The sequence below is a fragment of the Clostridium sp. UBA871 genome (genome assembly GCF_002295255.1).
Taxonomy (GTDB): domain Bacteria; phylum Bacillota; class Clostridia; order Clostridiales; family Clostridiaceae; genus Clostridium_J; species Clostridium_J sulfidigenes.
Window position 1 is genome coordinate 743,438 of sequence record NZ_DBFV01000003.1, and the last position, 22,732, is coordinate 766,169.

At 29.9% G+C, this 22,732-nt stretch carries 23 protein-coding genes and 2 other annotated features; of the genes, 15 read left to right on the forward strand and 8 right to left on the reverse strand.

The features are described from left to right. Window positions 1–17: 17 nt before the first annotated feature. From B3086_RS05205 to B3086_RS05260, 12 genes are all read left to right on the forward strand, one after another. Window positions 18–284 (forward strand): metal-sensing transcriptional repressor, encoded by a 267-nt coding sequence (locus tag B3086_RS05205; RefSeq protein WP_035132480.1) that lies wholly within the window; start codon window positions 18–20, stop codon window positions 282–284. A 13-nt stretch (window positions 285–297) separates the two neighbouring features. After that, complete coding sequence (locus tag B3086_RS05210) at window positions 298–2,733, forward strand: heavy metal translocating P-type ATPase (protein WP_346892904.1); 2,436 nt, start codon at window positions 298–300, stop codon at window positions 2,731–2,733. Between the two features lie 164 nt (window positions 2,734–2,897). Next, a complete protein-coding gene (locus tag B3086_RS05215; protein ID WP_035132469.1) occupies window positions 2,898–3,101 on the forward strand; it encodes a heavy-metal-associated domain-containing protein in 204 nt (67 codons plus the stop codon). A 287-nt stretch (window positions 3,102–3,388) separates the two neighbouring features. Further along, window positions 3,389–3,799, forward strand: a complete 411-nt coding sequence (locus tag B3086_RS05220) for a hypothetical protein (protein ID WP_346848946.1) — start codon at window positions 3,389–3,391, stop codon at window positions 3,797–3,799. Window positions 3,800–3,867: 68 nt separating this feature from the next. Then, window positions 3,868–4,092: a binding site (T-box leader), on the forward strand. 103 nt (window positions 4,093–4,195) lie between these two features. Continuing rightward, the gene (gene tyrS / locus B3086_RS05225) at window positions 4,196–5,425 is read left to right on the forward strand and encodes a tyrosine--tRNA ligase (protein ID WP_346892906.1); all 1,230 of its coding nucleotides are present in this window, start codon (window positions 4,196–4,198) and stop codon (window positions 5,423–5,425) included. Window positions 5,426–5,526: 101 nt separating this feature from the next. After that, on the forward strand, window positions 5,527–7,164 hold the full coding sequence (locus tag B3086_RS05230; protein WP_346848948.1) for a hypothetical protein: 1,638 nt from the start codon (window positions 5,527–5,529) through the stop codon (window positions 7,162–7,164). Window positions 7,165–7,180: 16 nt separating this feature from the next. Next, the gene (locus B3086_RS05235; protein ID WP_346848949.1) at window positions 7,181–7,447 is read left to right on the forward strand and encodes an EscU/YscU/HrcU family type III secretion system export apparatus switch protein; all 267 of its coding nucleotides are present in this window, start codon (window positions 7,181–7,183) and stop codon (window positions 7,445–7,447) included. A 41-nt stretch (window positions 7,448–7,488) separates the two neighbouring features. Continuing rightward, on the forward strand, window positions 7,489–8,178 hold the full coding sequence (locus tag B3086_RS05240; RefSeq protein WP_346892908.1) for a metallophosphoesterase: 690 nt from the start codon (window positions 7,489–7,491) through the stop codon (window positions 8,176–8,178). 102 nt (window positions 8,179–8,280) lie between these two features. After that, window positions 8,281–9,069 (forward strand): GTP pyrophosphokinase, encoded by a 789-nt coding sequence (locus B3086_RS05245; protein WP_035132458.1) that lies wholly within the window; start codon window positions 8,281–8,283, stop codon window positions 9,067–9,069. A 65-nt stretch (window positions 9,070–9,134) separates the two neighbouring features. After that, entirely contained in the window at window positions 9,135–9,545 is a 411-nt protein-coding gene (locus B3086_RS05250; protein ID WP_346848951.1) for a carboxypeptidase-like regulatory domain-containing protein, read from the forward strand. 299 nt (window positions 9,546–9,844) lie between these two features. Continuing rightward, window positions 9,845–10,768, forward strand: a complete 924-nt coding sequence (locus B3086_RS05255; RefSeq protein ID WP_346848952.1) for an MFS transporter — start codon at window positions 9,845–9,847, stop codon at window positions 10,766–10,768. Between the two features lie 2 nt (window positions 10,769–10,770). Further along, on the forward strand, window positions 10,771–11,034 hold the full coding sequence (locus B3086_RS05260; protein WP_346848953.1) for a hypothetical protein: 264 nt from the start codon (window positions 10,771–10,773) through the stop codon (window positions 11,032–11,034). A gap of 77 nt (window positions 11,035–11,111) precedes the next feature. Here B3086_RS05260 and leuS read toward each other — a convergent pair whose 3' ends face one another. The 5 genes from leuS to B3086_RS05285 form a co-directional block, all read right to left on the reverse strand. Beyond that, window positions 11,112–13,550 (reverse strand): leucine--tRNA ligase, encoded by a 2,439-nt coding sequence (gene leuS, locus B3086_RS05265; RefSeq protein ID WP_346848954.1) that lies wholly within the window; start codon window positions 13,548–13,550, stop codon window positions 11,112–11,114. Between the two features lie 66 nt (window positions 13,551–13,616). Further along, window positions 13,617–13,819: a binding site (T-box leader), on the reverse strand. A 67-nt stretch (window positions 13,820–13,886) separates the two neighbouring features. Next, window positions 13,887–14,393, reverse strand: coding sequence for a hypothetical protein (locus tag B3086_RS05270; RefSeq protein WP_346848955.1), 507 nt, complete (start codon window positions 14,391–14,393; stop codon window positions 13,887–13,889). A 12-nt stretch (window positions 14,394–14,405) separates the two neighbouring features. After that, window positions 14,406–15,026, reverse strand: a complete 621-nt coding sequence (locus B3086_RS05275) for a J domain-containing protein (protein ID WP_346848956.1) — start codon at window positions 15,024–15,026, stop codon at window positions 14,406–14,408. Continuing rightward, entirely contained in the window at window positions 15,019–15,891 is an 873-nt protein-coding gene (locus B3086_RS05280) for a DUF5685 family protein (RefSeq protein ID WP_346848957.1), read from the reverse strand. The genes B3086_RS05275 and B3086_RS05280 overlap by 8 nt, the downstream gene beginning before the upstream one ends. Next, a complete protein-coding gene (locus B3086_RS05285; RefSeq protein ID WP_346848958.1) occupies window positions 15,891–16,439 on the reverse strand; it encodes a class IV adenylate cyclase in 549 nt (182 codons plus the stop codon). Before B3086_RS05285 ends, B3086_RS05280 begins: the two co-directional genes overlap by 1 nt. A 183-nt stretch (window positions 16,440–16,622) precedes the next feature. Between B3086_RS05285 and B3086_RS05290 the strand changes: the two genes are divergently transcribed. After that, the gene (locus B3086_RS05290; RefSeq protein WP_346848959.1) at window positions 16,623–17,663 is read left to right on the forward strand and encodes a nucleoid-associated protein; all 1,041 of its coding nucleotides are present in this window, start codon (window positions 16,623–16,625) and stop codon (window positions 17,661–17,663) included. Between the two features lie 45 nt (window positions 17,664–17,708). On the opposite strand, the gene fba is transcribed toward B3086_RS05290, so the two are convergent. From fba to B3086_RS05305, 3 genes are all read right to left on the reverse strand, one after another. Continuing rightward, window positions 17,709–18,656: a class II fructose-1,6-bisphosphate aldolase gene (gene fba, locus B3086_RS05295; RefSeq protein WP_035132444.1), complete on the reverse strand. Its 948-nt coding sequence runs from the start codon at window positions 18,654–18,656 to the stop codon at window positions 17,709–17,711. 113 nt (window positions 18,657–18,769) lie between these two features. After that, window positions 18,770–19,150: a DUF4363 family protein gene (locus B3086_RS05300; protein WP_150844052.1), complete on the reverse strand. Its 381-nt coding sequence runs from the start codon at window positions 19,148–19,150 to the stop codon at window positions 18,770–18,772. 17 nt (window positions 19,151–19,167) lie between these two features. Then, window positions 19,168–19,878: a DUF421 domain-containing protein gene (locus tag B3086_RS05305; protein ID WP_346848960.1), complete on the reverse strand. Its 711-nt coding sequence runs from the start codon at window positions 19,876–19,878 to the stop codon at window positions 19,168–19,170. A gap of 226 nt (window positions 19,879–20,104) precedes the next feature. Between B3086_RS05305 and B3086_RS05310 the strand changes: the two genes are divergently transcribed. Beyond that, on the forward strand, window positions 20,105–21,760 hold the full coding sequence (locus B3086_RS05310) for a nucleoside kinase (RefSeq protein ID WP_346892912.1): 1,656 nt from the start codon (window positions 20,105–20,107) through the stop codon (window positions 21,758–21,760). 288 nt (window positions 21,761–22,048) lie between these two features. Then, a complete protein-coding gene (gene sdaAB / locus B3086_RS05315) occupies window positions 22,049–22,729 on the forward strand; it encodes an L-serine ammonia-lyase, iron-sulfur-dependent subunit beta (protein ID WP_346848962.1) in 681 nt (226 codons plus the stop codon). Window positions 22,730–22,732: the final 3 nt, after the last annotated feature.

Here is a 22,732-nt window from a genome sequence, read left to right on the forward strand (position 1 = left end):
GGGAGGGGAGGTAAATGATGAGTGAAGAAAGAAAAAAAGCTTTGCAATTGTTAAAAACAGCAAGGGGTCAGATAGATGGGATTATCAAAATGATAGAAGAGGGGAGGTATTGTATCGATATTTCTAATCAAATCTTAGCATCACAAGCTTTATTAAAGAAATCAAACTTAGAAATTTTAAAAGGACACTTAAATCATTGTGTTAAGGATGCAGCAATAAATAATAATATGGATGAAAAGATTGTGGAAATAAATAATATATTAGAAAAGATAATTACAAAATAAAGAAGGTGAAAACATGGATAATAAATCATTTAAAATAGAAGGTATGACTTGTTCTGCTTGTGCAAATAGAGTAGAGAGAGCAATTAGTAAGTTAGAGGGGGTTGAAAAAGCAAATGTAAATTTTGCTACAGAAACTTTAACTGTAGATTTTAATAAGGAAAATTTAAATTCTCATAAGATTGAGGAAGCTGTAGTTAAAGCTGGGTATGGCGTAAAGAAAAATGTAAAAACCTACAATTTTAAAGTAGAAGGCATGACTTGTTCTGCCTGTGCTAATAGAGTAGAAAGAGTAACTAAAAAACTAGATGGAGTAGAAAATGCTACGGTAAATTTTGCCACAGAAAAGCTTACTATAAAAGTAAATGAAGATGAGATATCCTATGGTGATATAAAAGCAGCAGTAGATAAAGCTGGGTATAAGTTAATTAAAGAGGAAGTAAAAGATAAGGAAAAACAAGGAGAGGAAAAAAGTGAAGCTAGTAAATTAATTACAAGGTTTATATCTTCCCTAATTTTTACAGTTCCACTACTAATTATAACAATGGGTCACATGGTAGGGATGCATCTTCCATCTATAATAGATCCTATGACAAATCCGTTAAACTTTGCATTAATTCAGTTGATACTAACCTTACCAGTAATGATAGCTGGATATAAGTTTTATAAGGTAGGACTTAAAAATTTAGTTAAACTAAGTCCTAATATGGACTCACTAATATCCATAGGAACTTTGGCTGCTTTTATATACGGTATATTTGCTATATATAAAATAATGCAAGGGGATCATGAGTATGCAATGCATCTATATTTTGAATCTGCTGCAGTAATACTAACCTTAATAACCTTAGGTAAATATTTAGAAGCGGTATCTAAAGGTAAAACCTCTCAAGCTATAAAGGCTTTAATGGGTTTAGCTCCTAAAACAGCAACTATAATTAGAGATAACAAAGAAATTGTAGTACCTGTAGAAGAGGTTATAGTTGGGGATATAGTACTAGTAAAACCAGGTGAAAAGTTACCAGTAGATGGAGAAGTTATAGAAGGAAATACATCTATAGATGAATCAATGCTTACAGGAGAGAGCATACCCGTTGAAAAATCTATGGGAAGTAGTGTAATAGGGGCTAGTATTAATAAAACAGGATTTATTAAGTATAAGGCCACTAGAGTTGGTAGAGATACTGCTCTTGCACAAATAGTTAAGCTAGTAGAAGATGCTCAAGGTTCAAAAGCACCTATTGCTAAACTAGCAGATGTTATATCAGCCTACTTTGTACCTGTAGTTATAGGGCTTGCTGTAATTGCTTCAGTGGGTTGGTTGATTGCTGGTGAAACACCTATATTTTCTCTTACTATATTTATTGCAGTACTGGTTATTGCCTGCCCATGTGCTTTAGGTCTTGCTACTCCAACTGCCATTATGGTGGGAACAGGAAAGGGTGCTGAAAATGGTGTTTTAATTAAAGGTGGAGAACCATTAGAGACTACTTATAAATTAAAAACCATAGTATTTGATAAAACAGGAACTATAACAGAGGGAAAACCTAAGGTTACAGATATTATAACTAATGGTGAATCAGAGGAAGAAATTCTAATTTTAGCAGCTAGTGCAGAGAAGGGATCAGAGCATCCACTTGGTGAAGCCATTGTTAAAGATGCAGAGGAAAAAGGGTTGAGCCTTAAAGTAATCGATAAATTTAATGCTATTCCAGGACATGGTATAGAAGTAGAAATAGATAAAAAATCTATTCTTCTAGGAAACAAAAAACTTATGATGGAAAAAAACATTAATATTTCAAGTTTAGATGAAACTTCTGATAGATTAGCTTCAGAGGGAAAAACACCAATGTATATAGCTATAGATGGAAATGCTGCTGGAATTATAGCTGTAGCAGATACTGTTAAAGCAAGTAGTAAAAATGCTATAGAAAGTCTGCACAAAATGGGCATAAAAGTAGCTATGATAACTGGAGATAATAAGAGAACGGCGGATGCCATTGCAAAACAAGTTGGTATAGATATAGTATTATCAGAGGTTTTACCAGAGGATAAAGCAAATGAAGTGAAAAAGCTTCAAGTTGATGGAAATAGAGTAGGCATGGTTGGTGATGGTATTAATGATGCTCCAGCCCTTGCCCAGGCTGATATAGGAATAGCAATAGGATCTGGAACAGATGTAGCCATTGAATCAGCAGATATAGTTCTTATGAGAAGTGATTTAATGGATGTAATATCAGCCATAAAACTAAGCAAAGCAACTATTAAAAATATAAAGGAAAATTTATTCTGGGCCTTTGGTTATAACGTATTAGGAATACCGGTGGCTATGGGAGTATTACACATTTTTGGTGGCCCATTATTAAATCCTATGATAGCTGCAGGAGCTATGAGTCTAAGTTCAGTATCAGTATTATTAAATGCATTGAGACTTAGAAGATTTAAAGCTTAATATTCCTATTTATATAGGAAACTATATAAATATTAAGCTATATAAATAGGAAACTATATAAATAGTTAACTATTTGTTCTGTTTATCAGGGTTTAAAGGCATTTGATAATTTTAATGATAATATTAAATTATCATACTAATATATATTTTAGGAGGAGAAAGCGATGAAAAAGAAAATATTAATTGAAGGAATGAGCTGTAAAAACTGTGTAGCTCACGTAAAAAATGCTCTAGAAGAGTTAGCTGGAGTTTCAGAAGTAGAAGTTAATTTAGAGGGGAAATATGCTTTAGTAGAAGCTACTGAAAGTAATGATGTTTTAAAAGCTACTATAGAAGAAGAAGGATATGATGTAGTAGGCATAGAATAAAATTACCATAAATTATATAACAGAAAAATAATTAAATGTCTTAAAGGTTACTAGATTTTTATGAAAGTAAACTTTAAGGCATTTTTATTACCTATGGTTTTAAGAAGGTATATTTAAGAATAATCTATTATGTATATAAAATAATAATAATGTGATAATTATTCACATATAATTAAAATAACAGAAATATATAAGTTAATAGGAACTATTGATTAAATATTCTGAATATTATATAATATAACTATTAAAGTTAATGTATTTTATTAAAAAGTTTGGGGGCGTTTAAAATGATTCAAGTATTTTGTAAAGAAAAAGGCTCTGGGAAAACAAAAGCATTAATGAATTTAGCTAATTCAAAGGTAAGTAGCTCAAAAGGAAATCTAGTGTATATCGATGATGACACAAGAGGACTCCTACGTATTCATAAGAACATAAGGTTTATATGTTCTAAAGACTTTAATATTCATAATTACAAAGATTTTTACGGTTTTATATGTGGCATAATATCTAAAGACTATGATGTGGAAAGTATATTTATAGACGGTATTTTGAGTGACATATGTAATGATGCGGATGATTTTGGTTCAATACTAAATAAATTAGAATATTTATCAGAAAAATTTAAAGTTGACTTTTATGCCAACGTTAGTTGTGAAGAAAATAATATACCAGATACTATTAAAAAATATGTTGTTTAGAGAAAATTAGTATTTACTCTTGAAAAATGATAATAATAATAGTAATATGTATTTAAAATAGAATATAGTAAGAGACGATGAAGAAAAGAAGTAATTAAATGAATTTTAAAGAGAGCTGATGAGTGGTGTAAATCAGTAAAGGATTTTAATGAAATACATTTTAGAGTCTTAGGTCGAAGTAGTAGTAGGCTGTTACGGTTTCCTAACGTTATTAAGGAAGAGAATAATTTAAATGTTTTTAAAGATTTTAAATTATAAATTTGGGTGGTACCACGGAAATTTTCGTCCCTAGTATTTTTATACTAGGGACTTTTTTAGTTTCTTAATTATATTTGTTAAAATTGAAATCATAGCCGAAGATTAAAGTAAAAAAACTATAAGATGTTGGAGGAAGTTATGGAAAATTACAATGTATATGACGTTTTAAAGGAACGTGGATTTTTAAAGCAATTAACACATGAAGAAGAAATGAAAGAAATATTTGCAAAGGAAAAGGTAACTTTTTATATAGGATTTGATCCCACAGCAGATAGTCTTCATATAGGACATTTTATTGCTATGATGTTTATGTCTCATATGCAAAAGGCAGGGCATAGACCCATAGCTTTAGTTGGTGGTGGTACTGCAATGATAGGTGATCCATCAGGTAGAACAGATATGAGAAAAATGCTAACTAAAGAGGAAATTGATCACAATATATCTTGTATAAAAGGTCAACTTTCAAGGCTAATAGACTTTAGTGATGATAAAGCAATCCTAGAAAATAATGCAGACTGGCTTTTAGATTTAAATTATGTGGATTTTATAAGAGATATAGGTTCACACTTCTCAGTTAATAGAATGCTTACTGCTGAGTGCTTTAAACAAAGATTAGAAAAAGGATTATCCTTCTTAGAGTTTAACTACATGTTAATGCAAGGATATGATTTCTACGTATTGAATAAAAAGTATGATTGCACAATGGAATTAGGTGGAGATGATCAGTGGTCAAATATCTTAGCTGGAATGGAACTTATCAGAAGAAAAGAAGGTAAATCAGCTTATGGTATGACATGTTCACTACTTACAAATAGTGAAGGAAATAAGATGGGTAAAACAGCCAATGGGGCAGTATGGCTTGATCCTAATAAAACATCACCATTTGAATTCTACCAATACTGGAGAAACATTGATGATGCAGATGTAGAGAAGTGTCTATGCCTACTAACATTTGTTCCAATGGATGAAGTAAGAAGACTTTCAGCTTTAGAAGGAGCAGAAATTAACGAAGCTAAAAAGGTTCTTGCTTATGAGGTTACAAAACTTATCCATGGAGAAGAAGAAGCAGAAGGAGCTAAAAAGGCTGCAGAAGCTCTATTTAGTGGTGGAGTAGACATGAGCAATGTACCTACAGTAGAAATTGCTGAAGATATGAAATCTGCTTTAATTCTTGATATAATAGCACAAACAGGTATTGTTCCATCTAAGAAAGAAGGAAGAAGACTTATAGAGCAAGGTGGACTTACTATAAATGATATAAAAATAGAAGATGCTAATGAAATATTTAATGAAAGCTACCTAGAAAAGGATGGATATGCCTTAATAAAAAGAGGAAAGAAAAAATTCTATAAATTAGTGATAGCTTAGTAAAAAAAATTATGAGTATGCCTAATGGTATACTCATTGTTTTTGTAATATACTTCACTAAAATGAAAATGATACGATTAGTTTAATAGGGGGTGAAGTCTATGTCAAATGTATGGAAAATTAATATGGTACAAAACTATACAACAAGAGATGATTTTAACAAGCTCACCTTTAAAAAAGGAGATTCATTTTCTGCTAGAATTTTAAGGTTAGAGGGAAGTACAACTGATGTTATAATAAAGTTACTTGATGGAAGAGTATTTCCGGCAAGGGTAGATGGAGAAATACTTCAAGAAAATTTAGATGATTATATGTTTAAATTTCAACTAGATGGATTTGAAGGAGGAAAATTCCTTCTTAGAATATTAGAATCAAATGTTATAGATAGCCTTGGGAACAATGGTGACTCAGCTATTAAAGATCCATTAATGGAAGAACTACTTAAGAATTTAGATTTTCCAGTAGGCAAAGAGGATGTGCCTATATTAAAATCTATGCTTAAGAACAATATTCCAATTACAGAAGAAAATCTTTTAGAAATTAAGGGACTTAAGGAATTTATAGATCAAAGCAATAATTCTCCTAAGGAGTTAAATAAATTCATTGATAAATTTATAGAAGCTAAAGGAATACAAAATAATAGTTCTGAAGCTAAACAAATAAAAGAAACTTTAGGTAGAGTTTTAAATGAAATCAAGAATTTAAAGATAGATGATGTATTTGTTATGAAAGCTCTAGATATAAAGCTAAATGAACATAATATCAAAGCTTTTTCAAAGGTTATATCTAATGAATACAGTATTTTACCAGAGATAAAGGAAACTACCAATGTTATTAAAGAGCAGATTATTGGCAATATTAATAAAGATACACAGGGAGAAGCTATTGTTAATAGAAATTCAACTTTCATTGAAGGTGATAAATTAATATATTCTGAAAAAGATAGTTCTCAACCTATGGTATCAATAAAGGAAAGCTTAGAAAATAAAGAAGCTATATTATCTTCAGAAAAGATGGTAAACAAAGAAGGAAAGCATTCTAATGATATTATAAATGAAAGAACAATAGGAATAGTCAATGATGAAGATGATCTACTGGGGAAAATGGCATCTCACGGCAATGACGAAGTAGATAGCACTAATAAACTCTTTAAGCAGCTTAAATCAGATATCATGGTAGATAGAAGTATAACAAGCAATATGGTAAAGGATGAATTAAGAGAAAAAATATCCTTTATAAAAAATGATTTAATGGAATTAATTAAGTTATCCCAGAAAGAAACTAGTACTTTTAATAATGTGATTCAAAACTTAGAAACCAAGTTTCAAGAGTTTAAAATGTTTAATACAATAAATAATAATTATTATTTTCTTAATGTTCCACTGGATATGAAAGATAAGGAATATGATTGTAAGCTGATTATTAAGGATGAAAGAAGTAAAGGAAAAAAGTTAGATACTGAAAATATTAAAATAGCGGCTAGTGTAGCCACTGTAAATATGGAAAAGGTAGATGCTTATTTAACCGTTAATAAAAATTCAGCCACTATTGAAATAGAGAGTGAAGCCACATATGTAAAGATATTAGAAAGATTTAAGGGAAAGTTAATTAACGACTTAATGGATAGTAAGTATATGTTTAATATTTTTATAAAAGAGAAAAAACATGATTTTTCTTTTTCAAATTGCAGAAGTTTCTTTGAAGATGATGATTTCACTACAATTAATACTAGAGTTTAGCTAGGAGTGTGCTTATATGGAAGATAGAAAGAGAAAAAAAGCAGCAGCTTTAAAATATGAATATGGGCAGAATGCTCCAAAGGTTACAGCAGCAGGTATGGGTAATGTAGCTGATAAAATCCTTGAAGAAGCAGAAAAAAGTGATGTACCTATTGTATATAATGATGAACTTGCAGATATGCTTACTAAAGTGGATATAGATAGTGAAATTCCTTATGAGCTTTATGATGTAGTGGCAAAGGTTATAGCCTATGTTATGGAGATAGATAATAAGTACAAATAAATTTAAATAAAAAGATTATGAAATAGATAGTAGGTGGTTAAGTGGCATTATATGCAATTTCAGATCTTCATCTAGCCTCCACAGGAGAAAAGCCTATGGATATATTTGGGGAAAAATGGAGCAATCATGATGAAAAAATAAAAGAAAATTGGATTAGAATTGTGAAAGATGAAGATACAGTATTAGTAGCAGGGGATATTTCATGGTCTATGAATATGGAAAATGGCAAGGCTGATTTAGAATTTATAAATAATCTTCCGGGGAGAAAAATATTTGTTAGGGGAAACCATGACTATTGGTGGACTGGAATTACTAAGCTTAATTCTATGTTTCAGAGGATGGAGTTTATCCAAAATAATTTTTTCGTATATGAGGATTATGCTATATGTGGAAGTCGGGGATGGATTTTAAAGAATAATCCCAAATTTAATTCTCACGATAAAAAAATCTATGATAGAGAACTTATAAGATTAAGATTTTCCATAGATGCAGCAATAAAAAGTGGTTTTAAAAAAATAATATGTATGATTCATTATCCACCTATATTTCCTAATATGCAGGAAAATGAATTTTTAGAAATGTTTAAGGAATATAACGTGGATAAGGTAATCTATGGACATCTTCATGGTGGAGGACTTTTAAATGTTTTTGAAGGAGAAAAAGATGGGGTTGAGTATATTTTAACATCCTGTGATTATATAGATTTTACTCCTATTAAGATTTTAGATTAATAAAAAATTCAATAAAAGTCATATAAAATACCATAAAAAATACCATTATATGATATAATTAAATACGGATTAATAGAATTGGTTAGTAAAGGAATGACATATATGGCAGTTATTGAGTGGAAGAGTTTTTTAATTCCATACGACCAAGCAGTAGAGGAATTAAAAGTAAAGTTTAGAAGTATAAGAAGAGAATTAAGAAAGAAAAATGAATACTCACCTATTGAATTTGTAACGGGTAGGGTTAAAGAGGTTTCCAGTATACTAGAGAAAGCTAATAAATTTGATATACCTTTAGATAGAATCCAGTATGAAATGGAAGATATTGCTGGACTGAGAATCATGTGCCAATTTGTAGATGATATTGATAAAGTAGTAAATATAATACGTGAAAGAAAAGACATGCATATAATTTATGAAAAAGATTATGTTACTAATGTAAAATCTAGTGGTTATAGAAGTTATCATATGATTATAAAGTATCCAGTAAATATGGCATCTGGAATGTGTGAAGTGCTTGCTGAATTTCAAATAAGAACTTTGGCAATGAACTTCTGGGCTACAGTGGAACATTCTTTAAACTATAAATATAAGCATGCTATACCAATAGACATTAAAGGAAAGCTTAAAAGTGCAGCAGATGCAGCCTTTAACTTAGATACAGAAATGTTAGCAATAAAAGATGAAATAAAGGATGCTCAAAAGCTATTTGAGGTAAAATCTTCTTTAGTAAGTAATATAGTGGAAAATATATTAACTATATCTTCCCTAGGGAAAACTGGAGAAGCATCAAGGTTTACAGAAGAGCTTAATAAGTTATTAGAAGTAGGAGATGTATTTGAACTTACAAGCCTATTAGAAGAAACTAAAAAGGTTCTTGAAAGGTACAAATAATTCATTGGTACAAAAGTTTTATATTCCTCATATGATGATATAAGCAATATTTCATGAGGTATAAAATGAGTGAACAATTAATTAAATTTCAATCAACTACTTATGGAGATAAGTATGTAGATGCTAAGGTTGAAACTGGTGATGATAACAGAGGTGTTATCTATGGTAGAGTAATTGATAAAAATAATAAACCAATTAGTGATGCAGTAGTAAAGTTAATCATACTTGAAGATCCAAATGACCCATTAAGTATACTACCTATAACCCATACTTTTACAGATGAATATGGTCAATTTTTATTTGGTCCATTACCACCAAATAAGACCTATCTAATAAAAATATGGCATGATGATATTTATGTTAGGCCAGTTACCATAAAAGATAAAGAAGCAAGACATAGTTGCATAACCATAAGAGAAGGTAAAAATTCTGATAATAGTGAAAGAAAATTACCAATAAATCATAGTGAAAAATAAAACAGAGGAGATTTTCCTCTGTTTTTTAACTTTATGTCCTAACTTATTCATAGAATACTCTTTTTGCTAAAACTTTTTAATGTTCTTTGTAAGAATATTAAAAAACAAAATAGATTTTATAGCATAAGTGAGAATTAATGCATTTATGTTATATAATTATATATAAATTAGTTACATACATATATATATATATATAATATTTTACAATTAGTTAAAAATATGTAAAATATATTGTGAGAGATGAAATAAGGGAGGAAGCATATGAATAGAATATTACGAAACAGAAGTATTATGATTTTATGGATTCAAGAGCTTTATCTAGATTTGGTGATGCTATTGAAAGCTTAGCACTTATGTATTTAGTGTATGAATTAACAGGGTCTGGACTTGCTATGGGAACAGTTATGTTATTTAGTGGAATTCCTAATATAGTTATAGAACCAATTGCAGGAGTAATTGTAGATAGATACAATAAAAAAGCAATAATGTTTATATGTGAATTAGTGAGGGCAGTAGCCTTAATATTGATTCCAGTATTTATGTATTTTAATATAATAAGTTTATGGCATATTTATATTCTAGCAAGTGTAGCATCAATAGCTGAGAGTTTTTATGAGCCATGCTATGGAGTAGCAAGTATTCAAATAACACCTAAAGAGGATTTACCTCTTGTAAATAGTTTAACTACCACCACTAATTCTATAATGAGGTCTATAGGTTATGCTCTAGCAGGGGTTATTATGGTAGCTTTAAACAAAGAAATATTATTTATTATAGATGCAGTAACATTTTTTATATCAGCTATTGCTGCACTAATTATATCCCTTCCTAAGGTTGAGAATAAAAATATTACAAATCCAAAAGAAATATTATTTGATTTAAGGTATGCTGGAAAGTATATAGCTTCAAATAAACACATAACTATAATGCTTATAGTTATATTTATAATAAATTGTGGAATAATTCCTTTAACATCATTTTTACCTATTTTTAGTGATGTTCATTTAAGTCTTGGAGAAGCTTGGTCTGGATATTTTATGACAACATTCTCCATTGGAACTATATTGGGGGCAGTAATATATCCTATGTTAGTGAAGAAAAATTTAAAGTTGAGAAGTGCATACTTATATAGTTTTACTATAATGGGAATTTGGGTATTATTAGTATGTCTATTTAATCATAGGTATATAGCATTAGCCATGTTTTTATTATTGGTTCTATAATAATGATGTGGGCATCTACAGACATCCAAAAGACTTGTGATGTTAGCTACTATGGTAGGGTAGGAGCACTTTCATCAACAGTTATATTAGCATCTTCACCTATAATGTCTTCAATTTGTGGATGGGCTATAGATTCCATTTCAATAGTAAATGTATTTATAATAACAGGAGTAGTATTCCTTCTTTGTGGTTTAGTAATATACAAACTTTTTTCAAATAATGTTAATAGTAATAGCTATGAACAAAATATTAATAACGTAGGTTAAGGTTAAAAACTTTATACTTTATTTTATTAAGAATAAGGAATAGATTAGCAGGAGCAATCTATTCCTTATTTCTGTGATTAATTAGCTACTATATTTACAAGTCTACCTTTAATAACTATAACTTTTCTTACAGTTTTTCCTTCAAGGTTAGATTTTATCGTTTCATCATTTAAAGATGCTTCTTTTATTTCATCCTCAGAAGAAGAAGTTGCAACATTTATTTTTGCTTTAATTTTACCATTAATTTGAATAGCAATTTCTACTTCATCTTTAACTAAAGCAGATGGATTAAATTCTGGCCATTTTTCATTAAATACTGAGTAGCCCATTCCAAGGTTTTCCCATTGTTCTTCACTGAAGTGAGGAGCAAAAGGAGCTAAAAGCTTGATATAATCAACTAATACTTCTTTTAAGAAATCAGTATTTTTAACAGCTTCATTTAGATACTTATTAAGAGCATTGGTAAACTCCATAAGTCTTGCAATGGCAGTGTTGAATTGAAGTTTTTCAGCATCCTCACTAACACCTCTAATTGCAAAGTGTCTCCAATAGTTAAGCTCTTTTTCAGGTGCTTCTATTACATTTTTAGAAGACTTGTTACAGTTAATTTCTGAAATTGATGTTTCAAGAATTCTTTCTATTCTATCTACAAATCTACCAATGGATTTTAATCCATCATCACTCCAAGCTCCGCCATCAGTGTATCCAAATCCAAACATTAGGTACATTCTAAATACGTCAGAGCCATATTCTTTAATGTAGTCATCAGGAGATATTGTATTACCTTTAGATTTACTCATTTTTTGTCCATCTGGTCCTAGGATTAAGCCTTGGTGAGTTAATGATAGGAATGGTTCGTCAAAGTTTAAAAGTCCCATATCTCTAAGAGCCTTAGTGATAAATCTTGCATATAGAAGGTGCATACAAGCATGTTCAGGACCACCTACGTATTTATCTACTGGAAGCATCTTATTTATTATTTTACTATCAAATGCTTTTTCACTATTTTTATTATCTGCATATCTCAAATAATAGAAAGATGAACATACAAAGGTATCTAAAGTATCTTCATCACGGTGTGCAGCACCTCCACACTTAGGACAAGTTACATTTATAAAGTCTTCAGATTTTGCTAGTGGAGATTTTCCATCTGGTGCAAACTCTACATTGTATGGAAGTTCTACAGGTAATTGAGCTTCTGGCACTGGAACAGTTCCACACTTATCACAATGAATCATTGGAATTGGAGCACCCCAATATCTTTGTCTAGATACTAGCCAGTCACGTAGTCTGTAGTTAACTTGTTTTTTACCAAGACCTAACTTTTCAAGCTCTGCAACCACTGCATCCTTAGCTTCTTCTCCTTTAAGACCATCAAATTTTCCACTATTCATCATTGGACCATATTCAGTGAATGGAAGAGCATCTCCACCTTCTATAACTCTCTCTATTGGAAGATTATATTTTTGTGCAAATGTATAGTCACGGTCATCATGAGCTGGAACTGCCATTACTGCACCTGTACCATAAGTATTAAGTACATAGTCTCCAACCCATATTGGAATCTCACGGCCATTTATAGGGTTTATAGCATAGGATCCGGTGAATACTCCTGTTTTTTCTCTAGAGATAGACTGTCTTTCTATATCACTTTGTTTTGCAGATGTTTCTTTATAAGCTTCAATAGCAGCCTTATTTTCTTCTGTAGTAAGCTTTTCAACTAATTCATTTTCAGGAGCAAGAACAACGTAGCTAACTCCAAATAAAGTATCAACTCTTGTGGTAAATGTGTTGAATTCAATGTTGGAATCCTTAACTTTAAAAGTTACTTCTGAACCAGTTGATCTTCCAATCCAGTGTTTTTGCATAGCTTTAGTTTTTTCTGGCCAATCAAGACCATCAAGTTTTTCTAAAAGTTCATCTGCATAGTCTGTGATTTTAAGGAACCATTGAGTTAAGTTTTTCTTTGTTACTTCACTTTCACATCTTTCACAATGACCTTCTACAACTTGCTCATTTGCAAGTACTGTGTTACAGCTAGGGCACCAGTTTACTGGAGCATTTTTTCTGTAAGCAAGACCTTTTTCATATAATTTTAGAAATAACCATTGGGTCCACTTATAATAATCTGGTCTACAAGTAACAACTTCATTTTCCCAGTTGAACATTGCACCCATTGCTTTAAGTTGTTTTTCCATAGTTTCAATATTTTTATCTGTAGAGTCTTTAGGATGTATCCCAGTTTTAATTGCAAAGTTTTCTGCTGGAAGACCAAAAGCATCAAAGCCCATTGGTTGGAATACATTATATCCTTGCATTCTCTTCATTCTAGCCCACGAATCTACTGGTCCGTAGTTAAACCAGTGTCCTGCATGTAATTGGCTTCCTGAAGGGTATGAGAACATTTCAAGAACGTATAATTTTTTATCCATATTGTTTTCATCGAATTTATATAGGTTTGTTTCTTCCCACTTTTCCTGCCATTTTTTATCTGTAGCAGTTCCATATCTAGCCATAGTAATCCTCCTTGTTTGATAAATATCAAATATTATTTTAAATAAAAAAAAGCTTTCATCTCTTATGAAAGAGACGAAAACTATAATTCCGCGGTACCACTCTATTTAGACCATAAAGGTCTCCCTTGATAATATAACGGTTAAATCCGTACTTGCTTTTAACAAGTAAGCTCCCAGGCAAGTTCATATAAGCTTATTACTACATTACACCAAGCTGTAGCTCTCTTTAAATAAGTAATTATATTACTACTCCTCATCACTGCAATAAATAATTTAGTTTTTAAAAATTATACATTAAGAGTGAAGTAAATGTCAAGGGATTTGAATATTATATCCCTAAAATCTGAATTTTTTAGTTCTCACACTATTTATGAATACCGTAAGAACATAGTCAAATATAAAGAAGGCCACATTTCCACCTACAAACATAATTATTAAAGGATATCGTAGTTCAATAGTAGGCATAAATAATTGTTTATATAAAAGAAATGATATAAAGGTTATCACATTAAAATAAACTAGTTTTAATATGATTTCTATAGTTGTATTTCTTTTTTGCTCTATAAAAAATTTTACTATGCCATAGGGACCAAAGATTAGCACATAAAAAAGACAAAGAGTTTTGTCTGGGATTATGAAATAAGCTAATACAGAGGAGCCTATATATACTAATAAAGTAGTTTTCATATCAGCAATAAGTATTCCAAGGGGAATAAGTGCTGAAGCTAAGCCTAATAAAAATAAAGTGTTAAAGGTAATAAAATTAGCGGCATACAAGATAATAAGAGTGAAAGCAATAAGCATACCGCCCTTTGCCATATTCGAAGCCTTATTTTCTTTCATAGTAACCTCCTTTTAACAACAACTAATACAATCTCCACCCATACATTCACAACAAGTATCTAACATCCAAATATTTAAGCAAGTATTGCACATGTCATTAGAACTATTTCTTTGACCATAATAGGTACTTCTATAGTTATTTTGTGTATGATTTAATTGATTAAGCATTTGTCTATATTCAAAGTTATTAGGATCCATTCTACAAGCTGTATTTATTAAATTATTTGCGCTATCGTACCAACCTTTTCTAAGATGTACAACCCCCATTAAAAAGTTCCATTCAGCAGTTTTATTAGTCATAGCATTAAGTTTCGATTCTGCGCCGCCTATATTTCCTCTATTAATATCCATTCTAACAGATTGAAGATTAGGATCATTGTAGCTGTTAGAACCACCACCATAGGTTGAGGAAGGATTTCCATAGCTAGAAGATCCATTACTAGTATTACCTTTTTTACTTAATACGTCATAAGCTTCGTTTATCTCTCTAAGTTTTTCTTCTGCTAAATCTTTTAGCGGGTTATTAACATACTTGTCTGGATGATATTGTTTTACTAGCTCTCTATAAGCTTTTTTGATTTCATCTTGAGAGGCATTTTCTTTAACTCCAAGTACTTCATAAGGATTATTCATGTTTTTTGTCACTCCTTGATTTTATAGTTTCTATTTTATTCATAAGTCCTAATTGTAAAATATTAAATAGTAAGTCTTTATTTTTATTTATAGGAAGTTTATCTAAAGCTTCAGAAGTAGAATTCGCACTCATTATTAGGTTAAATTCTATTCTATTGCCCTCTTTAATAATTAAGTCTTCATAGGGTAGGTTTTCAACATTGAAGGCTTTGTTAATGGCGTTAAATTTATGTTTCTCCATATCTTCCTTTAAATCATCAAAGGCATCTATTATATAAATCCATCTCCCTAGATTATATCCTAAGTTATATAAATCATTAAAAAAGTTTTCATTTTTATAATAGTAAGAGATTATAAAAGCTGTTAAAGAAGCAAAAGGGTCACTGAGTTCATCAATAGATATCACATTCTGAGATTTTTCAAGAGAACTTAATTTATTTATATTTTCTTCTATATTAACTAAAATTGGAGATAAGTCCTCTTTAGATTTATTTATAAATTTTTTTATGTACATAGAAATAAACTTTTTACTTAGAGAATTATCATCATTATAATCATCTAATAATTTGTAGTATACTAGGGACACGTTACAAAAGGCAGCATAATCTAAAGCTCTATTACCTATAACCTTAGGCTTTTTTTTCATAGGATGAGCTATACATTTAGTAACTACATACTTATGTTTACTGTATTCTAAACTATCCAAAAGTATACCTAAAAAAGTTATATCATAATTTAAAGTCATTCTGCATAAATTAGAAAAATTATTTTTTATAGATATACATAACCCACAATAGTAAGCTTTGAACATTTCATAGTCTTTAATTTTTAATTCCATTTTATAGGGTGTTACATAACCAAACATTATACTCCTTTTACTGATCCTTCACCATTTAATATTTCAAAGATTGTTTTAGAGGTGGTATCCTCCATAGTATATCCAAGTAAAGCTACAATTTCTTTTATTTCTTCCTCATCCGTTGATTCTATTTCTAAATAAGGAAAGGGACAAAAGCTCTTATCATTTATATCAATTTCAATAAGAGAATTCTTATATTTATAACTTTCTCTATGTTTTTTTATTGATGCTACTAGCTCAAGACCAAGGGAGGTGAAGATTTGACTTCCAATGGTGCTATTGTCTATAACAATTTCATTTTCTTCCATAACCTTATACTTTTCTTGGCTTAGAAGTTTTTTTGTAGTCATATAATTTATTATTACATTATTTAAATTATCTTCCACTATTCTAATTCTAGCATAACCTTTTTTACTTAGCAGTCTTCTATCTGGAAAATCATAGAGGTTATTAACTTGATTTTCATCCTTAACTTTTTCACAGCCTAGACTGTTAAGTTTAGATTTTATTTCATCTACATCTATCTTTAAGATTCTAGTTTCCATTTCTTCCAAGGATAGCACCCCTTTTTCTTTAATGATGACATTATACCTTATGTTTAAGATTATAACAAATTTTATTGATATTGTTAAAAAAAAATATATAATTATTCTTATACTGTTAAAAATCTATAGTAGATATACTAGAATAGTAAATATACATAAAGATATGTATACTAAAATTTATGGAGGTAAGTGATGGAGTATATAAATGAAATTAATATAAATGAAGCTATTATTCATATTTTAGATAACAATTCCGATGAGCCAGTTTTAAATGAGTATCCCTTAGAATTAGCAGAAGAGGTGTATACTTTTATTTTTAAACACATTCAAAGATGTTTAAAGGATGAGGAACTTAAATATGCTATTTTTAATAAGGAGAGAAATATTGTAAAGGAAGTATGTCAAGAATATTTGAATGGAGAAAATAATCTAACAAATGTATCTAAGGAGTTAGCTAGTCAGATGTTTATCTTGATGAGATCAAAGGGGAGCATACCTTCCTGTGATTTGCTTACTGTATCCTTTACTACAGAGTATGGAGCATTTATAGGTATATTTAAGATGGATTATATTAAAAATTATATGCACAATGTAGAGTTTGTAGATGGAAAGATTGGAATAGATATAATACCTCAATTTACAGGACTGCCTTCAAGTAGTTCAAGGATACAAAAGTGTGCATTTATCAAGGCTATGGCTAGTGATAATCCTTATGATTTATTAGTAATTGATAAGCAAAGTAAAAGCAATAAAGAAAATAAAGAATATGGAGCTAATTATTTTATAGATAATTATTTAGGCTGTACTATAGTAGAAAATGAAAGAGATAAGACAAAGCAGTTTTTGAAAGTAGCAGAAAAATGGACTCAAAATGCCCTTAGTGAAAATGCAGAAGGACAAGAAACAGTACGTAGAGAAGTTAAGAAGAGGCTCAGAGAAGAAGATTCTATAGACTTGAATAATTTTGCAGAAGAAGTTTTTAAAGAAAATCAGTCTCTAAAAGAGAACTTTAGAACCTTTGCAATTGAAAGTGGAGTAAGTGAAACTGTAGATTTAGATAAGCAGTGGGTAGAAAAGAAATTGAAGAGAGTTAGGCTAAAAATAGATAAAGATATAGATTTATATATATCAGAAGAAGCTTATAATGATATTAATAGATTCGAAATTGAAAGAGTCGGGGATGGTAGTATTAATATGATAATAAAACATATTATCAATTATACTGAAAAGTAGATAAAATAAAAAAACATGGAATAAAAGTTCCATGTTTTTTTTATCTTATTTCATTGAGTCTATTGAACCTAAAACCGTTGTAATTTTATCTTCTACCAATTGTTGAAGATTAGTTCTTGCTACTCCAAGATATTTTCTTGGGTCAAACTCACTTGGTTTATCTGCAAATACTTTTCTACAAGAACCTGTAACACAAAGTCTTAGGTCTGTATCCATGTTAATTTTGCAAACAGCCATAGATGAAGCTTTTCTTAGCATTTCTACAGGTACTCCCTTAGCACCTTTTATGTCTCCACCATTTTCATTACACATTTCAACATATTTTGGATCTACAGCAGAAGCACCGTGAAGAACTATTGGATATTTTTCAAAACCAACTTCTTCTAATTTTCTTGTTATTGTTTCAAGTCTTTCAAAGTCAAGTTTAGCTTCGCCTTTAAATTTGTATGCACCGTGGCTTGTTCCAATAGCTATTGCTAATGAATCAACACCAGTTCTCTTAACAAAGTCAACTGCTTGGTCTGGATCAGTGTAAGTAGCATCTTTAGCAGATACATTTACATCATCTTCAACTCCAGCAAGTTTACCTAGTTCAGCCTCTACCACAACTCCATGAGCATGAGCATATTCTACAACTTCTTTTGTAAGTCTTACGTTTTCTTCATAATCATAGTGAGAACCATCAAACATAACAGAGGTAAATCCATTGTCTATACACTCTTTACAAAGTTCAAAAGAATCGCCGTGGTCTAGGTGAAGAGCTACATCAACTCCACTTTCCTCAACAGCAGCAAGTACCATATGTCTTAAATAAGCTGGTCTCATATATTTTATAGCTCCACTAGAGCATTGAAGTATTACAGCAGAGTTTTGAGCTTTAGCTCCATCTACAATTCCCTGAATTATCTCCATATTGTTAATATTAAAAGCTCCTATAGCATATTTGCCTTCAAAAGCCTTTTTAAACATTTCTTTAGTAGTTACTAATGCCATAACATTATTCCACCCTTCTATTTATAAGATTAAGTCTATAATTTTATTATAGTTCAATCTTTAGTTAAATGCTATATAGAAAACCATATTTTGAAATCGTAACCAAAAACTTATCAAAAAATGTTTCCTATTGATATAGATTCTAATTCTTTTACTTGGTTAATTAAAGTTTTTACCACGTGAATAGATGAAAGAGCTTCATCTTTATTTTTGCATTTAGAATATTGACTAAGCTTTATAACTTCACTATAAATGTTATCAAAGTCTGTATGATTTAAAAATAAAGTTAAGTTTGCCACGTGTCCTTCATAGATGTTTAACAATTCAAAAGACAACATATAGCTTTCATCCCAATTATCATTTACTATGTTTTCTTCTATTTCTGATGAAACATCTAGAAGCTTATCACAAGTTAATACTATATATTTGCTGGCAAAAAAAAGAATGAATATCATTAGAAAGAAGATGATGCATGTTGCTATCATGTTTTTCATTGTATAGGAACTCCTCCTTAACTCTCTTTTTCATTAGCACTAGCATTAGTAGTTTGATTTTTAAGTTGAAAGTAGAACTTTTGGTTATTTGAATAAACTATTGCAATGAGCACATCTTTATAGCTTTTAATATTATTTTTAGCTAGTTTTTCTTCTAACCAATAATTATCTTTTTTAATAGACTTAAGATTGGCCTTGTTTATAACACCATCTAATATTACGGGAATGGGAAGAGGCTCATCTTCTATTTTTATATTAAAATCTTCCCTTGTAGGTGGTTCATAGTCTTTGTAAGGAACAATAGATAGAGAACCATCAGTTTCTAAAATTGCATAATGTATTTCTTGTAAATTAAAATAACCATTTTGTCTAAGCTCACCTAAAAGGTCATCAAGATTATATCTAACTTGCTTTAATTCCTTCACATTTACTAGTCCGTCTTTTATAAGTATACTAGGTTGACCGTTTAGAATAGAGCGAATGTGTTCACTTTTAAGTTCTAAAAAGGAAGTCATTACTTGAAGAAAAACTAAAGTAGTTATAGGAACTATAGCATATATTAGCGGAATTCGGTTATCACCCATAGGGAGAGTTGCAAGTTCAGAAATCATTAGTGCAACTACAAAATCTACAGGTTCTAACTGTCCAAGCTGTCTTTTACCCATAACTCGCATAATGAAAATTAAATAAACATATAGTATAACTGTTCTAATTATAAGTATAAACATAAATATCACCTATATTTCTAATATAATGCTAAATATAGTATGCACAGAATATAATAAATTATTTGTGGTTTGTTGGTTTCATATTTACAATTATGTAATATAATAAGTAATACAAATATATAATATAATTTAAGTTTAAATTTTATTAGGATTATGATTTTATTAGTTAATTAAGGGATTAGGAAATAATATATGATAACTAAATAATTATAATAGAGGTGAGGGTATGGATAAAATCAAGATAAGAATAGAAGGAAGAATCATAGAAGTTCATAGAGGAATAACGTGTTATAATTTGATAAAAAGATATGGCCATGACAATAAAGTACCTATAGTTTTGGTTAAAGTGGACGGTAAACTTAGGGAGTTATCAACTGTTCTTGAGAAGGATTGTGATATAGAGTTTGTTGATATTACAGATAAACAAGGAATTATGTGCTATATAAGAAGTTTACAATTTGTTTTAATAAAAGCTACCAAGGATTTATTTCCAGATAGTAAAATAACCATAGAACATTCTTTAAGTAAAGGATTATTTGGTGAAATATATAAAGACATACATCTAAGCATAGATGATGTATATGCCATAAAAAAGAGAATGCTTGAGATAGTAGATACTAACATGGAAATTGAAAAGAAAAATTATAGTAAGGAAGATGCTATAGATTTATTTAGAGAAGCTGGCATGGATGATAAGGTTAGTGTTTTTAAAAATGTAAATGAGAGCAGTATAATAATTTATAAGTTGGGTGAAGAAATTGGTTATTTTTATGGACCAATGATACCTAATACAGATATACTAAAATGTTTTGATTTAATTTACTATGATCCAGGGTTTATTCTAAGATTTCCAACTCAAGAAGAGCCAACCCAAATTCCACGATTTGAAAAACATAGGAAGTTAGCAAAGATATTCTATGAAGCTGAGAAATGGGGAGATATACTAAATATAGCCCATGTAGGTGCTTTAAATGATGAGATAGAACATGGTGATATTGTGACTTTAGTACGAGTTGCAGAAGCTTTGCACGAAAAGAAAATAGCTAATATTGCTGATAAAATAAAGAAAAATCGTGATATAAAGTTAATATTAATAGCTGGGCCATCATCTTCAGGAAAAACCACATTTTGTAAGAGGTTGGGAATTCAAATGAGAGTTAATGGATTAATTCCAGTACCAATATCATTAGATGACTATTTTATAGATAGAGAGCTTACTCCAAAGGATGAATTTGGAGAATATGATTTTGAAAGTATAACTGCATTGGATTTAGAGTTATTTAATGAACAACTAAAAATGCTTTTAAATGGAGAAGAAGTTGAGCTTCCAACCTTTAATTTTATAACAGGTAAAAGAGAGTGGTTAGGAAATAAAGTGAAGCTTCCAGATAGGGGAGTAATAGTAATTGAGGGAATACATGGCTTAAATGAAGTCCTAACAGCTTCAATTCCTCATAATCATAAATTTAAAGTATATATTAGTCCATTAACTCAAATAAATATGGATGCTCACAATAGAATAGCAACAACGGATGTAAGGATGATTAGAAGAATAGTTAGAGATTATTTGTCAAGAGGATATGATGTAGAATATACACTGAAAATGTGGTCTTCTATAAGACGAGGAGAAGATAAGAATATATTTCCGTATCAAGAAGATGCAGATGTAATGTTTAATTCAGCACTTATATATGAGTTAGCAGTTTTAAAGAAATATGCATTAGAAGAGCTATATAAAGTGAAACCAGAAAGTTCAGTCTACAATGAAGCAAGAAGACTTATAGAATTTTTACATTTTTTTAAAGAAGTAGATAAGGATGTTGTTCCAACAAATTCTTTAATTACAGAATTTATAGGGGGAAGTTGTTTTTATCAATATTAAATTTAAAATGAATATTAATTAAATAGAGCTAGGTAATAATGGTATACAAAAAAACACTATTACCGAGCTCTATTTATATCGAAAAAATATATATATTGTCAATAAGTTTTATGGTATAAATATTATAGATATATTTTTACATAATTCTTATTTAAAAGTTACATATTTTTAATCTTTAACTAATGGTATTATATAAAATGGATATACTAAGTAATAACTATTAATTCAGGAGTCAATGAAATAATAAATTTTAGTATATTCTATAGTGGTATTTTATAGGAGGAAATTATGAAAAGTTATAGCGTGTTTGACATTCTTGGTCCTATAATGATTGGACCTTCAAGCTCACATACAGCAGGAGCTGCAAGACTTGCAAAATTAGCTGCAAAGATTGCAGAAGATGATGTTAGGGAAGTTAAATTTTTACTTCATGGCTCCTTTGGAAAAACTTATAAAGGACATGGTACAGATAGGGCACTAGTAGCTGGAATTTTAGGAATGGATCCCTGGGATTATAGATTAAAAGAGTCTTTTACTATAGCAGAAGAAAGAGGAGTAAAATTTACCTTTGAAGAAACGGATCTAGGTGATGTACATCCTAATACAGTTAAATTTGTAATGAAGGATTCCAAAGGAATAGAAACCACTGTTACAGGTTCATCCATAGGCGGAGGAAATATTGTTATATTCGAATTAGATGGACAAAGCATCCATTTTACAGGAGAATATCCAACTATTATAATTACTCATCTCGATGTACCAGGAATGATATATAATGTTAGCAATCTTTTATTTAATGAAAATATAAATATAGCTTCAATGAATGTATATAGAAAAGCTAAGGGATTAGAAGCTTCAACGGTGGTTGAAACTGATGGGATAGTGAATCATCAAGTGGTAGATAAAATAAGAAAGATAGAAAATGTGAAAAATGTAGAGGAAATATTACCACCAATGAAAGGAGAGTAGCTT

Bases quoted from the DNA above. Each gene is read 5' to 3' on its own strand.
- B3086_RS05205 (WP_035132480.1), top strand. From the start codon at position 18: ATGAGTGAAGAAAGAAAAAAAGCTTTGCAATTGTTAAAAACAGCAAGG.
- B3086_RS05210 (WP_346892904.1), top strand. From the start codon at position 298: ATGGATAATAAATCATTTAAAATAGAAGGTATGACTTGTTCTGCTTGT.
- B3086_RS05215 (WP_035132469.1), top strand. From the start codon at position 2,898: ATGAAAAAGAAAATATTAATTGAAGGAATGAGCTGTAAAAACTGTGTA.
- B3086_RS05220 (WP_346848946.1), top strand. From the start codon at position 3,389: ATGATTCAAGTATTTTGTAAAGAAAAAGGCTCTGGGAAAACAAAAGCA.
- tyrS (WP_346892906.1), top strand. From the start codon at position 4,196: ATGGAAAATTACAATGTATATGACGTTTTAAAGGAACGTGGATTTTTA.
- B3086_RS05230 (WP_346848948.1), top strand. From the start codon at position 5,527: ATGTCAAATGTATGGAAAATTAATATGGTACAAAACTATACAACAAGA.
- B3086_RS05235 (WP_346848949.1), top strand. From the start codon at position 7,181: ATGGAAGATAGAAAGAGAAAAAAAGCAGCAGCTTTAAAATATGAATAT.
- B3086_RS05245 (WP_035132458.1), top strand. From the start codon at position 8,281: ATGGCAGTTATTGAGTGGAAGAGTTTTTTAATTCCATACGACCAAGCA.
- B3086_RS05250 (WP_346848951.1), top strand. From the start codon at position 9,135: ATGAGTGAACAATTAATTAAATTTCAATCAACTACTTATGGAGATAAG.
- B3086_RS05255 (WP_346848952.1), top strand. From the start codon at position 9,845: ATGGATTCAAGAGCTTTATCTAGATTTGGTGATGCTATTGAAAGCTTA.
- B3086_RS05260 (WP_346848953.1), top strand. From the start codon at position 10,771: ATGATGTGGGCATCTACAGACATCCAAAAGACTTGTGATGTTAGCTAC.
- leuS (WP_346848954.1), bottom strand. From the start codon at position 13,550: ATGGCTAGATATGGAACTGCTACAGATAAAAAATGGCAGGAAAAGTGG.
- B3086_RS05270 (WP_346848955.1), bottom strand. From the start codon at position 14,393: ATGAAAGAAAATAAGGCTTCGAATATGGCAAAGGGCGGTATGCTTATT.
- B3086_RS05275 (WP_346848956.1), bottom strand. From the start codon at position 15,026: ATGAATAATCCTTATGAAGTACTTGGAGTTAAAGAAAATGCCTCTCAA.
- B3086_RS05280 (WP_346848957.1), bottom strand. From the start codon at position 15,891: ATGTTTGGTTATGTAACACCCTATAAAATGGAATTAAAAATTAAAGAC.
- B3086_RS05290 (WP_346848959.1), top strand. From the start codon at position 16,623: ATGGAGTATATAAATGAAATTAATATAAATGAAGCTATTATTCATATT.
- fba (WP_035132444.1), bottom strand. From the start codon at position 18,656: ATGGCATTAGTAACTACTAAAGAAATGTTTAAAAAGGCTTTTGAAGGC.
- B3086_RS05300 (WP_150844052.1), bottom strand. From the start codon at position 19,150: ATGAAAAACATGATAGCAACATGCATCATCTTCTTTCTAATGATATTC.
- B3086_RS05305 (WP_346848960.1), bottom strand. From the start codon at position 19,878: ATGTTTATACTTATAATTAGAACAGTTATACTATATGTTTATTTAATT.
- B3086_RS05310 (WP_346892912.1), top strand. From the start codon at position 20,105: ATGGATAAAATCAAGATAAGAATAGAAGGAAGAATCATAGAAGTTCAT.
- sdaAB (WP_346848962.1), top strand. From the start codon at position 22,049: ATGAAAAGTTATAGCGTGTTTGACATTCTTGGTCCTATAATGATTGGA.